This window comes from Leclercia sp. M-A074-M (assembly GCF_965195605.1).
GTDB lineage: Bacteria > Pseudomonadota > Gammaproteobacteria > Enterobacterales > Enterobacteriaceae > Enterobacter.
Genome location: NZ_CBDAHM010000003.1, coordinates 330100 through 343959 on the forward strand (window position 1 = coordinate 330100; position 13860 = coordinate 343959).

Sequence of the window (13860 nt, forward strand, 5' to 3'; positions counted from 1 at the left end):
GCCCTATACATGAACAATATGAACGTAATTATTGCCGATGACCATCCGATTGTACTGTTCGGTATTCGCAAATCACTTGAACAGATCGAGTGGGTGAATGTAGTTGGCGAATTTGAAGATTCCACAGCACTGATTAATAACCTGCCTAAGCTTGATGCGCACGTGCTCATCACCGACCTTTCCATGCCTGGAGATAAGTACGGTGACGGGATTACGCTGATCAAATACATCAAGCGCCATTTCCCGAGCATTTCGATCATCGTGCTGACCATGAACAATAACCCGGCGATTTTAAGCGCGGTTCTGGATCTCGATATCGAAGGCATCGTCCTGAAACAGGGCGCGCCGACCGATCTGCCGAAAGCGCTGGCCGCGCTGCAGAAAGGGAAAAAATTCACGCCGGAAAGCGTCTCCCGCCTGCTGGAAAAAATCAGCGCCGGCGGTTACGGTGACAAACGCCTGTCGCCAAAAGAGAGTGAAGTCCTGCGTCTGTTTGCCGAAGGTTTCCTGGTGACCGAAATTGCCAAGAAGCTGAACCGCAGTATCAAGACCATCAGTAGCCAGAAAAAATCGGCGATGATGAAGCTGGGTGTGGAGAACGATATCGCCCTGCTGAACTATCTCTCTTCCGTGACCCTGAGTCCGGCGGATAAAGAGTAATGAGCTACATGCCCGGCGGCGCTTCGCTTGCACGGGCCTACAGGTAGCGTAGGCCGGGTAAGCGTCAACGCCACACGGCAATAATAAAAAAGCCCATTTCTGGGCTTTTTTTATCCCCGCGCTCTTCTCACCCGCTCCGCATATACCGATAGCGTCTGTTTCAGGACATCCAGCGTTACCGGCTTGGAAAGACAGCTATCCATCCCCGATTCCAGACAGCGCTGCTTCTCCTCTGCCAGCGCGTTAGCGGTGACACCCACCACCGGCAGCGTCAGACCGAGCTGGCGGATACGCTGGGTCAGGCGATAGCCATCCATATTCGGCATGTTCACATCACTCAGGACAATGTCGATATGGTTTTTGCTCAGCACATTGAGGGCATCCACGCCGTCATTCGCCGTTTTACACTGATAGCCCAGCGAGCCGAGCTGATCGGCCAGCAGGCGGCGGTTAATCGGATGGTCGTCCACCACCAGGATCATCATATCCTCATTCAACGACTGCTCAGATTCCGGCGACGGCAGCGAGGCTGTTCCGTCCGCGCTGTCCATTTCCACACGATAGATGCGCGCCAGCAGCGTAATCAGCTCATGTGGCGAGGCCACGCTGTTCACCCATTCGCCGTGCGCACGCTCCAGGGCGATACCGATATGGCGCCGGCAGAAGATCACCGCCGCTTTACCCTGCCACGGCTTCGTCAGCTCATCGTCGGTGAGAAGCATATCTTCCGCGTCCGGGGTTTGGCCGGCGTAGCGCGCCACCCGAATGCCGTATGAGCCCAGCAGAGACTCCAGGTAGGCATACAGCGAGGCATTATTCACCGCCAGCCAGCAGCGTTTATCGCTTAATCCCTCAATCAGCATGTTGCCCGGAGACTGCGCCGCATAAAGTGGAATACGGATAGTAAACTGACTGCCCATGCCCGGTTCGGTATCCACCGAGATATCGCCGTCCATCATGCTGATCAGTTTTTCACAGATCGCCAGCCCCAGCCCGGTGCCCTGGAAGTTGCGCTGAACCCCCGTCCCCACCTGGAAGAACGGGTCGAAGAGTTTGACCACCTCTTTTGCCGGGATCCCCACCCCGGTGTCGCGCACGCGAATGCTCAGGTAGTCCCCTGCTTTGGCGACATGCATCACAATGCAGCCCATATCGGTGAACTTAATGGCGTTGCTGAGCAGGTTGGAGATCACCTGCTGCAGGCGCATCGGATCGCCCTGCAACGTTAGCGGCACGTCTGGCTCAATAAAGCAGTACAGCCCCAGCTGCTTACGCACCACCAGCGGCAGGTAGTTGGCGCTGATATGGTTCATCACCTCGCGCGGCGAAAATTCGCGCGGTTCAATTTTTAGCTGCTCGGACTCGATCTTAGAGAAGTCGAGAATGTCGCTGATGATTTTCAGCAGCAGGCTGGAAGAGTTGTTCATCGCCGTCACCAGACGGTCAACGCCACGCGGCAACTCTTTGGTCTGCAGCAGATCGAGGTTACCGATAATCCCGTAGAGCGGAGTACGCAATTCGTGACTGACGGTAGCAAGGAACATCGATTTCGACTGGCTGGCCTGTTCGGCGGACTGGGCCATATCCTGCAATGACTCTTCCATTTTGACGCGCGCGGAGACATCCACCAGCACGCAGATCGCCACGTTCTCATTGCGATAGCGCGAATGGACAAAGCTTATCTGCAGGTTGGTGTTGTTACTGGTCAGGACATCGACGAAGTTGACCTGCTGCCCACAGATAATCTGCGTCAGCCGCTGTCGGTCCTCATGGGTGAGCATATTGAGATAGTTATGCGCCAGCTCGTTACTGAGGATGTTGGTCCCGTCAAGGGTGCGTAAAATACAGATCCCCACCGGCGCAGAGGCAACAATCTTACGGTTAAACTGCTCATGCTCTTCAAGACGCTGGGCATCGATCTCCGCCGGAATAAAGATTTTACGCTCGTACATCCGCGCGAGGGTAAATAGCGCAATCCCCACCAGCACGTTCAGCAGTACCGAGTTGAGGATCAGCATCCGAATACGCTCCAGCACCATATCCACCGGTACGGAGTAAACAATGCTCAGCGACGAAGGCGGCAGGCTTTTTTTCAACACCAGGTCACGAAAACCGGCGCTGTAACCAAACCATGAGCGCTCCTGCATCCAGCGAGGATCAACCTTCAGCCGCGATTCCGGCCCGGCCAGCGAAATAAGAGAGTGGCCATTTTCATCAAGAATGGTGACGCCCATCGGCAGATTACCCGGGGTGAAAAAGTTCTCCATGCGGATAGTCTGCTCGATACCGAGCATCGCCTGCAGACGGTTGCCCAGATAGACCGGCGTCAGGGCATAGAAGTACCCTACCCCTGAACGCGGCCCCTGGCTTATCCAGAACAGATTATTACCGCGTTCATCCTGCGGCGCGTTACGGTACTTGATGATCCGCTCGTGCAGGCTTTTCAGCGCGCTGTCACGATCCACCGGCACATCGCGCAGGCCAAAATCGGCCATACAGAGATTTTCGCTGCCAATCAGGAAGACGCGGTTCAGGTCATAGGCTGCCGAGAAGTTATCGCGCCAGTAGCGCATAAACCAGGCCAGTGACTCCAGCGATCCCCGCCATGCGGAGCCCATCGCCGAGCAGTCAGAGTCGGGGAAAAGCGGCTCAAAGTTGGGAACGTCCGCCTTACTGTCGCGCCCGCGGATAGCCAGAACGCCATTCTCCGCCGTCAGACGGTTCTCGGCGATATACTTGAGCTCCTTCATGACGTCCGCGGTGCGCTGAATATAGCGCTGGGACTGGTCGAAGCTGAGGTTAAACTCCTGACGGATCTCCGCCTCCTTCTGGTGCAGCGCATTGACGATGTAAAACACCGAAAATAGCGCGATAAGCACCCAAATCAGGAGCGCCAGCGCCCGAAAAAGATAGCGAGAAACTTTCAGCGTGGTTCGAAAGGAGACGAGGTATTTCAAGGGGGCGAGGCTCCGCCGTCAGGTTGACAAGGAATGGGTTAAGGTAGCGGTAAATCGCCGCCGTCGCAACGTTCGGTTGTCTGCAATTCAGCGCCGCGACAAAAGAAAAGGGCCGGAAACCGGCCCTTTGTCGTCAGAAGAGATTACTCTTCGGCATCATCTGCCGCATCATCGTCGATTTCCGCTTCCGGCGCGATTTCATCGTCACCTTCTGCCACGCTACCGTCGATTGAATCGAGCTCTTCGTCATCCACTGGCTCAGCAACACGCTGCAGACCCACCACGTTTTCATCTTCCGCAGTACGGATGAGGATCACGCCCTGGGTGTTACGCCCGACCACGCTGATTTCCGACACACGGGTACGCACCAGCGTACCGGCATCGGTAATCATCATGATCTGGTCGGCATCATCGACCTGTACCGCGCCCACAACGGAACCGTTGCGCTCGGTGACTTTAATCGAGATAACGCCCTGCGTGCCACGGGACTTGGTTGGATATTCGTCCTGGGCAGTACGCTTACCGTAACCATTCTGGGTGACGGTGAGGATTGCGCCTTCGCCACGTGGAACAATCAGGGAGACCACGCTGTCTTCGCCCGCCAGTTTGATCCCGCGGACACCGGTCGCCGTACGGCCCATGGCGCGCACCGCGTTCTCTTTGAAGCGCACCACTTTACCGGCGGCAGAGAAGAGCATCACTTCATCGGAGCCGGAGGTCAGATCCACGCCAATCAGTTCATCGCCTTCGTTCAGGTTGACGGCGATAATGCCGGCAGAACGTGGGCGGCTGAACTCGGTCAGGGCGGTTTTCTTCACCGTACCGCTGGCGGTCGCCATAAAGACGTTCACCCCTTCAGCGTACTCGCGAACCGGCAGGATCGCCGTAATACGTTCGTTTTGTTCCAGCGGCAGCAGGTTGACAATTGGACGTCCACGGGCGCCACGGCTCGCTTCCGGCAGCTGATAAACCTTCATCCAGTACAGACGGCCCCGGCTGGAGAAGCAGAGGATGGTGTCATGGGTGTTGGCCACCAGCAGGCGGTCGATAAAGTCTTCTTCTTTAATACGTGCCGCTGATTTGCCCTTACCGCCACGACGCTGTGCTTCATAGTCGGTTAACGGCTGGTACTTCACGTAGCCCTGGTGAGACAGGGTAACCACAACATCTTCCTGGTTGATCAGGTCTTCGATGTTGATATCCGCGGAGTTGGCGGTAATTTCCGTGCGACGCTCGTCGCCGAACTGATCGCGGATCAGCTCCAGCTCCTCGCGGATCACCTCCATCAGACGATCGGCGCTGCCGAGGATATGCAGCAGCTCAGCGATCTGCTCCAGCAGCTCTTTGTACTCGTCGAGCAGTTTTTCATGCTCAAGGCCGGTCAGTTTCTGCAGACGCAGATCCAGAATCGCCTGGGCCTGCTGTTCGGTCAGCCAGTATTTGCCCTCGCGAATACCGTACTGCGGCTCCAGCCACTCAGGACGCGCGGCATCGTCACCGGCACGTTCCAGCATCGCAGAGACGTTGCCCAGATCCCACGGCTGGGCGATCAGGCCCGCTTTCGCTTCGGCAGGGGTTGGCGCACGACGGATCAGTTCGATGATCGGATCGATGTTTGCCAGGGCCACCGCCAGCGCTTCAAGGATGTGCGCACGATCGCGGGCTTTACGCAGTTCGAAAATAGTCCGACGGGTCACCACTTCACGGCGGTGACGCACGAACGCGCTCAGAATGTCTTTCAGGTTCATGATCTTCGGCTGACCATGGTGCAGTGCCACCATGTTAATACCGAAGGAGACCTGAAGCTGAGTCAGGGAATAGAGGTTGTTAAGCACCACTTCCCCTACCGCGTCACGTTTGATTTCAATCACGATACGCATGCCGTCTTTGTCAGACTCATCACGCAGCGCGCTGATACCTTCAATACGTTTCTCTTTAACCAGCTCGGCAATCTTCTCGATCAGGCGCGCTTTGTTCACCTGATACGGAATTTCGTGGACGATAATGGTCTCACGGCCAGATTTGGCATCCGCTTCGACTTCGGCGCGGGCACGAATATAGATCTTGCCGCGACCGGTACGGTAGGCCTCTTCGATACCGCGACGGCCATTAATGATGGCGGCGGTCGGGAAGTCCGGGCCCGGGATGTGTTCCATCAGCCCTTCAATGCTGATCTCTTCATCCTCGATATAGGCCAGGCAGCCGTTAATCACTTCGGTGATGTTGTGCGGCGGAATGTTGGTCGCCATACCTACGGCGATACCGGACGAACCGTTTACCAGCAGGTTAGGGATCTTCGTCGGCATAACGTCAGGAATTTTTTCCGTGCCGTCATAGTTGTCGACAAAATCTACCGTCTCTTTTTCCAGATCGGCCATCAGCTCATGGGCAATCTTCGCCAGGCGGATTTCCGTATAACGCATTGCCGCAGCGGAGTCGCCGTCGATAGAACCGAAGTTACCCTGACCATCAACCAGCATGTAACGCAGCGAGAACGGCTGCGCCATACGGACGATAGTGTCGTACACCGCGGAATCACCATGAGGATGGTATTTACCGATTACGTCACCAACGACACGGGCAGATTTTTTGTACGCTTTATTCCAGTCATTGCCCAATACGTTCATGGCGTATAGTACGCGACGGTGTACCGGCTTAAGTCCATCGCGGACATCCGGCAGCGCACGGCCAACAATGACCGACATCGCATAATCCAGATAGGAGCTCTTCAGCTCTTCCTCGATGTTAACCGGTGTAATTTCTCTCGCAAGGTCGCTCATCTAACCGCTATCCCTCTACTGTATCCCGGATTCAAAGGTCGGAAATTATAACACACCCGCTTAGGTTTAAACTAATTTGCTTTGTTATCCTGATATACTTCCTCGTCTTTAAATTACGGAGTAAAAGCGTCCATGAATGCGGAAAAATCCCCGATGGCTGACAACGTCGACCACGAAGAGATCGCCAAATTTGAAGCCGTGGCCTCGCGCTGGTGGGATCTTGAAGGTGAGTTCAAACCGCTGCACCGCATTAACCCTCTGCGCCTGGGCTATATCGCGGAGCGTTCCGGCGGCCTGTTCGGTAAAAAAGTGCTTGATGTGGGGTGCGGCGGCGGCATCCTGGCCGAGAGCATGGCGCGCGAAGGCGCCACGGTGACCGGGCTGGATATGGGCTTCGAGCCACTGCAGGTAGCACGTCTGCACGCGCTGGAGAGCGGTATCCAGGTGGAGTACGTGCAGGAAACGGTTGAAGCCCATGCGGCGGAGCACGCCCACCAGTACGACATCGTCACCTGCATGGAGATGCTGGAGCATGTTCCCGATCCGCAATCGGTGGTGAAAGCCTGTGCCGCGCTGGTGAAGCCGGGCGGTCAGGTGTTCTTCTCCACCATCAACCGCAACGGCAAGGCCTGGCTGATGGCGGTGGTTGGCGCAGAGTACGTGCTGCGAATGGTGCCAAAAGGCACGCACGACGTGAAAAAATTCATCAAGCCGGCAGAATTACTGAGCTGGGTCGACAACACCTGGCTTAAAGAACAGCATATGACCGGCCTGCACTACAATCCCCTGACCGACAAATTCAAACTGGCGCCAGGCGTGGACGTTAACTACATGCTCCATACCACCGCCAAAAAAGAGCAAGAGTAATTACTCTTTTTCTGACGAATGCGCAGCAGTTTGTTGCGCATTTTTGACAGCCCGTTGAAGAAATCAGCAGTCGATCAAATTTTCATTTTTTTTTCTGGAATATTGACATGTCTTCCAGGCCTTACGGTACGAGGACTTACGCTTTTTTACGCTTTAACAACCTCAATTTAACCTCAAAATCAACTCTTGTACTCAAAAGAATCCTTACTAGAATACTCACCATCTTGCGTTATCCTTATTGTAAAACCCCTATATGTAGTATTTATCCACAGAAGGCTGTGGATAAGCGGGGGATATTTTCATTTTCACGGACAGGTAAAAACCCACATGAATCAGAGTCTGCTGGTGACAAAGCGCGACGGTACCACCGAGCGTATCAATCTGGACAAAATCCATCGAGTTCTCGACTGGGCAGCAGAAGGACTGAATAACGTATCGATCTCCCAGGTTGAACTGCGCTCCCATATCCAGTTCTATGACGGCATCAAAACGTCTGATATCCACGAAACCATTATCAAAGCCGCGGCGGATCTCATCTCCCGCGACGCGCCGGATTATCAGTACCTCGCTGCCCGTCTGGCGATTTTCCACCTGCGTAAAAAAGCCTACGGTCAGTTTGAGCCGCCAGCGCTGTTCGATCATGTCGTGAAGATGGTCGAGCTTGGCAAGTACGACACGCATCTGCTGGAAGACTACACGGAAGAAGAGTTCAAGCAGATGGACGGGTTCATCGATCACTGGCGTGATATGAACTTCTCCTACGCCGCGGTGAAACAGCTGGAAGGGAAATACCTGGTCCAGAACCGCGTGACCGGCGAGATCTACGAAAGCGCTCAGTTCCTCTACATTCTGGTGGCGGCCTGCCTGTTCTCGAACTACCCGCGTGAAACCCGTCTGGAATACGTGAAGCGTTTCTACGATGCGGTTTCCACGTTCAAGATTTCTCTGCCAACGCCAATCATGTCCGGCGTTCGCACCCCAACCCGCCAGTTCAGCTCCTGCGTGCTGATCGAGTGCGGCGACAGCCTGGATTCCATCAACGCGACCTCCAGCGCCATTGTGAAATACGTTTCCCAGCGTGCCGGTATCGGCATCAACGCCGGTCGCATTCGTGCCCTGGGCAGCCCAATTCGTGGCGGTGAAGCGTTCCACACCGGCTGTATCCCGTTCTACAAACACTTCCAGACCGCGGTGAAATCCTGCTCTCAGGGCGGCGTGCGTGGCGGTGCAGCTACCCTCTTCTATCCAATGTGGCACCTGGAAGTAGAAAGCCTGCTGGTGCTGAAAAACAACCGTGGCGTGGAAGGCAACCGCGTGCGTCACATGGACTACGGCGTACAGATCAACAAGCTGATGTATACCCGTCTGCTGAAAGGTGAAGATATTACCCTCTTCAGCCCGTCCGATGTTCCGGGCCTGTATGACGCCTTCTTTGCCGATCAGGATGAGTTCGAGCGTCTGTACAGCAAATATGAAAAAGACGACAGCATCCGTAAACAGCGTGTGAAAGCGGTTGAACTGTTCTCCCTGATGATGCAGGAACGTGCCTCTACCGGCCGTATCTACATTCAGAACGTCGATCACTGCAACACCCACAGCCCGTTCGATCCGATCGTTGCGCCAGTGCGCCAGTCCAACCTGTGTCTGGAGATCGCCCTGCCGACCAAACCGCTGGAAGATGTGAACGACGAAAACGGCGAAATCGCCCTGTGCACGCTCTCCGCGTTCAACCTGGGCGCCATCAATAGCCTGGACGAACTGGAAGAGCTGGCGGTGCTGGCGGTTCGCGCCCTGGATGCGCTGCTGGATTACCAGGATTACCCAATCCCGGCGGCAAAACGTGGTGCGATGGGTCGTCGTACCCTGGGTATTGGCGTCATTAACTATGCTTACTGGCTGGCGAAAAACGGCAAACGCTACTCCGACGGCAGCGCTAATAACCTGACGCACCAGACCTTCGAAGCCATTCAGTACTACCTGCTGAAAGCCTCGAACGAGCTGGCGAAAGAGCAAGGCGCCTGCCCGTGGTTCAATGAAACTACTTACTCCAAAGGCATTCTGCCGATCGATACCTATAAGAAAGACCTGGATGCGATCGCCAACGAGCCGCTGCACCTTGACTGGGAAGCACTGCGCGAATCCATCAAGACCCACGGCCTGCGTAACTCCACGCTCTCTGCCCTGATGCCGTCTGAGACCTCCTCGCAGATCTCTAACGCCACCAACGGTATTGAGCCGCCGCGCGGTCATGTCAGCATCAAAGCGTCGAAAGATGGGATCCTGCGCCAGGTGGTACCGGATTATGAGCTGCTGAAAAACAACTACGAGCTGCTGTGGGAGATGCCAAATAACGACGGCTACCTGCAACTGGTGGGGATTATGCAGAAATTTATCGACCAGTCGATCTCTGCCAACACCAACTACGATCCGTCACGCTTCCCGTCCGGGAAAGTGCCGATGCAGCAGCTGCTGAAAGACCTGCTCACCGCCTACAAATTTGGCGTGAAGACCCTGTACTATCAAAACACCCGCGACGGTGCGGAAGATGCGCAGGACGATCTGGCCCCGTCCATTCAGGATGATGGCTGCGAAAGCGGCGCATGTAAGATTTAATGTAAATGCCGGGTGGCGCTACGCTTACCCGGCCTACGATTTTGTTTGCCCGATCTACAAAATCTCTCACAGGACACACTCATGGCATACACCACCTTTTCACAGACGAAAAACGACCAGCTCAAAGAGCCGATGTTCTTCGGCCAGCCGGTCAACGTGGCGCGCTACGATCAGCAAAAATATGACATCTTCGAAAAGCTGATTGAAAAGCAACTCTCTTTCTTCTGGCGTCCGGAAGAAGTTGACGTTTCACGCGACCGCATCGATTTCCAGGCGCTGCCGGAACACGAAAAGCACATTTTCCTCAGCAACCTGAAGTATCAGACGCTGCTGGACTCCATCCAGGGGCGCAGCCCGAACGTGGCATTGCTGCCGCTGATCTCCATCCCGGAGCTGGAGACCTGGGTCGAGACGTGGGCGTTCTCCGAGACGATCCACTCCCGCTCCTATACCCACATCATCCGTAACATCGTCAACGATCCGGCGATTGTCTTCGATGATATCGTTACCAACGAACAGATCCTGAAGCGTGCGGAAGGCATCTCCCACTTCTACGACGATCTGATCGAGCTGACCAGCTACTGGCACCTGCTGGGTGAAGGCACCCACACCGTAAACGGCAAAACCGTCACCGTGAGCCTGCGCGAGCTGAAGAAGAAGCTCTACCTGTGCCTGATGAGCGTGAACGCGCTGGAAGCGATCCGCTTCTACGTCAGCTTCGCCTGCTCCTTCGCCTTTGCGGAACGCGAGCTGATGGAAGGCAACGCCAAAATCATTCGCCTCATCGCCCGCGATGAAGCCCTGCACTTGACCGGTACCCAGCATATGCTGAACCTGCTGCGCAGCGGCGTGGACGATCCGGAGATGGCCGAGATTGCGGAAGAGTGCAAGCAGGAGAGCTATGACCTGTTTGTCCAGGCGGCACAGCAGGAGAAAGAGTGGGCGGAGTATCTGTTCCAGGGCGGCTCCATGATCGGCCTGAACAAAGATATTCTCTGCCAGTACGTCGAGTATATCACCAACATCCGCATGCAGGCGGTCGGCCTGGATCTGCCGTTCCAGACCCGCTCCAACCCGATCCCGTGGATCAACACCTGGCTGGTCTCTGACAACGTGCAGGTGGCGCCGCAGGAGGTGGAAGTGAGCTCCTACCTGGTCGGTCAGATTGACTCCGAAGTCAACACCGACGATTTGAGCGACTTCCAGCTCTGATGAGCCGCGTAACGCTTCGTCTTTCTGGCACAGAGCTTCTGTGCCAGGAAGAGCACCCCTCCCTGCTTATTGCGCTGGAATCCCACCAGATTGCCGTTGAATACCAGTGCCGCGAAGGCTATTGCGGCTCCTGCCGCTGTCGTCTGGTGACCGGTCAGGTTGACTGGATAACTGAACCACTGGCCTTCATCAACGACGGTGAAATTTTGCCCTGCTGCTGCCGGGCGAAAGGGGATATAGAGATCGAGATGTGATTGTGCCGGGTGGCGCTTCGCTTACCCGGCCTACAAAACCGCAGTCCATAGGCCGGGTAAGGCGCAGCCACCACCCGGCAATTTCAGCCTTTATCCTTCAAAAAGCTCACCGCTTTATCCGGGAAGTCCGTAAACAAACCGTCCACGTCCGCCTGCTTATATAACACCTCGTAAAGCTGATTCACGTCTGTGGCGTACGGCGGCAACTGGTCAGCACGCACCGTATACGGATGCACCTGCATCTTGCTGGCATGCGCCTCTTTCACCATCGCCGTTAGCTTCACGTGGCCCGGGGTTGAACCTTCCGCCACCAGCATGTGGTAATCGGGTCCGATCCCGTCGGCGTACTGCGCGATCTGCTTCATCGCACCCGGTTTGAACATCCAGTCGTAGTTGTAATTTACCCACTTGCCGTCTGCCTGCTTCTCCTGGGTTTCATTCCAGTCGGTATAGGCGATCAGCTGAACCAGATTGAGATCCATCCCCATCTTTGGCTCCAGCTCGGTTTTGATGCGCTTCAGTTCCGCGGCATCAAAACACTGGAGCCAGACTTTGTCCTTCTTGCTGGTGTAGCCGTACTGCTTCAGCACCTCCAGCGTTTTCGCGGCGATATCCTTCCCTTCCTGGTGATGGAACCACGGGGCTTTAATTTCCGGATAGATACCGATATTTTTGCCCGCCGAGTGGTTCAGCCCCTGAACAAACTCAATCTCTTCCTGGAAGGTATGGATGCGGAACTCAGATTTGCCCATCGGGAAACGTCCCGGATAAACCTGCACCTTTTTGCCGTTTTCAATCTCGAAGCCCTCGGTAAACTTCAGAGAGCGGATTTCATCCAGGGTGAAGTCGATGGCATAAAAACGGCCATCTTTACGGGCGCGGTCCGGGAAACGTTCCGCCACATCGGTCACCCGGTCAAGATAGTGGTCATGCAGGACGACCAGCTGGTCGTCCTTTGTCATTACCAGATCCTGCTCCAGATAATCGGCCCCCTGCGCATAGGCCATCGCTTTCGCCGGCAGCGTATGCTCCGGCAGATAGCCGCTTGCGCCGCGATGGGCAATAACGATTTTATCCGCCGCCAGGGCGGATCCGGTCATCAGGCCCGCCAGCAACAGACCGGCCGCTATTTGCGTGAATTTCATGGCAGTGCTCCTTATTGACGACGCGCCAGCACGTCCGCGTGGTGACGTTTTTCACCGATCATCACAACAATCAGCAGCAATACCGCCAGCACGCTTCCGCCGATCATCACCATAAAGCCGCCGTCCCAGCCGAAGAAGTCAACGGTATAGCCTACGATGGCGCTCGCCGCGACCGAACCGCCCAGGTAGCCGAAGAGACCGGTAAAGCCTGCCGCCGTGCCTGCCGCTTTTTTCGGTGCCAGTTCCAGGGCATGCAGACCAATCAGCATAACAGGGCCATAAATCAGGAAGCCGATGACGATCATACAGGCCATGTCCACGCCCGGGTTGCCCGGCGGGTTGAGCCAGTAGACGACGGTGGCAATGGTCACGAGGGTCATAAAGAAGACGCCCGTCGCGCCACGGTTGCCCTTAAACACTTTGTCCGACATCCAGCCGCAAATCAGCGTCCCCGGGATCCCGGCGTACTCGTAGAGGAAGTAGGCCCAGGAGGATTTATCCAGCGCAAAATGCTTCACCTCTTTCAGGTAGGTCGGCGACCAGTCGAGGATGCCGTAACGCAGCAGGTAAACAAACACGTTCGCTACCGCGATGTACCACAGCAGTTTGTTCGGCAAGACGTACTTCATGAAGATCTGCTTTGCCGTCAGCTCTTCTTCGTGCTTCTCGCTGTAATCATCCGGATAGTCGTTTTTATACTCTTCAATCGGCGGCAAACCGCAGGACTGCGGCGTGTCGCGCATCAGCGCAAAGGCGATAATCGCTACCAGGATTGCCCCAAAGGCTGGCATATAGAGCGCGGCGTGCCAGTCGTTGAACCAGGCCATCCCCAGCAGGAAAAGCAGCGGTGGAAGCCCGCCCCCGACGTTATGGGCGCAGTTCCAGACCGACACGATACCGCCGCGCTCTTTCTGCGACCACCAGTGCACCATGGTGCGTCCGCACGGTGGCCACCCCATCCCCTGGAACCAGCCGCAGAGGAACAGCAGCACAAACATAATGGCGATGCTGGAGGTCGCCCACGGCACAAAGCCCATAAACAGCATGACCGCCGCCGCCAGGATCAGGCCAGCGGGCAGGAACACGCGCGGATTCGAGCGATCCGACACTGACCCCATAATGAATTTCGAAAAACCGTAGGCGATAGAGATCCCCGACAGCGCGAAACCAAGATCGCCGCGTGAGAAGCCCTGTTCCACCAGGTAGGGCATGGCGAGTGCGAAGTTTTTACGTACCAGATAGTACGCCGCATAGCCAAAGAAAATCCCCATGAAGATTTGCCAACGCAGACGGCGGTAGAGAGGGTCTATCTCTGCCTCTGGCAGTCGCGCCCGATGTGGCGCAGGTTTAAAAATACTGAGCATAACAGCCT

9 protein-coding genes are annotated in these 13860 nt (G+C 55.7%); 5 read left to right on the forward strand and 4 right to left on the reverse strand.

Annotated elements, in window-relative coordinates:
• The first annotated feature begins 9 nt into the window (after window positions 1-9).
• Window positions 10-660 carry a response regulator transcription factor RcsB gene (gene rcsB, locus ACOKCT_RS08240; RefSeq protein WP_032612710.1) on the forward strand — a complete coding sequence of 217 codons (651 nt, stop codon included), beginning with the start codon at window positions 10-12 and terminating at the stop codon, window positions 658-660.
• Between the two features lie 110 nt (window positions 661-770).
• Here rcsB and rcsC read toward each other — a convergent pair whose 3' ends face one another.
• Entirely contained in the window at window positions 771-3617 is a 2847-nt protein-coding gene (gene rcsC, locus ACOKCT_RS08245; protein ID WP_159339609.1) for a two-component system sensor histidine kinase RcsC, read from the reverse strand.
• A gap of 143 nt (window positions 3618-3760) precedes the next feature.
• Window positions 3761-6397: a DNA topoisomerase (ATP-hydrolyzing) subunit A gene (gyrA, locus tag ACOKCT_RS08250; protein WP_103180409.1), complete on the reverse strand. Its 2637-nt coding sequence runs from the start codon at window positions 6395-6397 to the stop codon at window positions 3761-3763.
• Between the two features lie 132 nt (window positions 6398-6529).
• On the opposite strand from gyrA, the gene ubiG reads away from it, so the two are divergent.
• The 4 genes from ubiG (at window position 6530) to yfaE (ending at window position 11343) form a co-directional block, all read left to right on the forward strand.
• Window positions 6530-7264 carry a bifunctional 2-polyprenyl-6-hydroxyphenol methylase/3-demethylubiquinol 3-O-methyltransferase UbiG gene (gene ubiG / locus ACOKCT_RS08255; protein ID WP_156654935.1) on the forward strand — a complete coding sequence of 245 codons (735 nt, stop codon included), beginning with the start codon at window positions 6530-6532 and terminating at the stop codon, window positions 7262-7264.
• Between the two features lie 327 nt (window positions 7265-7591).
• On the forward strand, window positions 7592-9877 hold the full coding sequence (gene nrdA / locus ACOKCT_RS08260; protein WP_180210755.1) for a class 1a ribonucleoside-diphosphate reductase subunit alpha: 2286 nt from the start codon (window positions 7592-7594) through the stop codon (window positions 9875-9877).
• Window positions 9878-9958: 81 nt separating this feature from the next.
• Window positions 9959-11089, forward strand: coding sequence for a class Ia ribonucleoside-diphosphate reductase subunit beta (gene nrdB / locus ACOKCT_RS08265; protein ID WP_214422221.1), 1131 nt, complete (start codon window positions 9959-9961; stop codon window positions 11087-11089).
• On the forward strand, window positions 11089-11343 hold the full coding sequence (gene yfaE, locus ACOKCT_RS08270; RefSeq protein WP_103180417.1) for a class I ribonucleotide reductase maintenance protein YfaE: 255 nt from the start codon (window positions 11089-11091) through the stop codon (window positions 11341-11343). Before nrdB ends, yfaE begins: the two co-directional genes overlap by 1 nt.
• 83 nt (window positions 11344-11426) lie before the next feature.
• On the opposite strand, the gene glpQ is transcribed toward yfaE, so the two are convergent.
• Both glpQ and glpT read right to left on the reverse strand, forming a co-directional pair.
• Entirely contained in the window at window positions 11427-12488 is a 1062-nt protein-coding gene (gene glpQ, locus ACOKCT_RS08275; protein WP_420193361.1) for a glycerophosphodiester phosphodiesterase, read from the reverse strand.
• An 11-nt stretch (window positions 12489-12499) separates the two neighbouring features.
• The gene (gene glpT / locus ACOKCT_RS08280) at window positions 12500-13852 is read right to left on the reverse strand and encodes a glycerol-3-phosphate transporter (RefSeq protein ID WP_156654937.1); all 1353 of its coding nucleotides are present in this window, start codon (window positions 13850-13852) and stop codon (window positions 12500-12502) included.
• Window positions 13853-13860 lie beyond the last annotated feature (8 nt).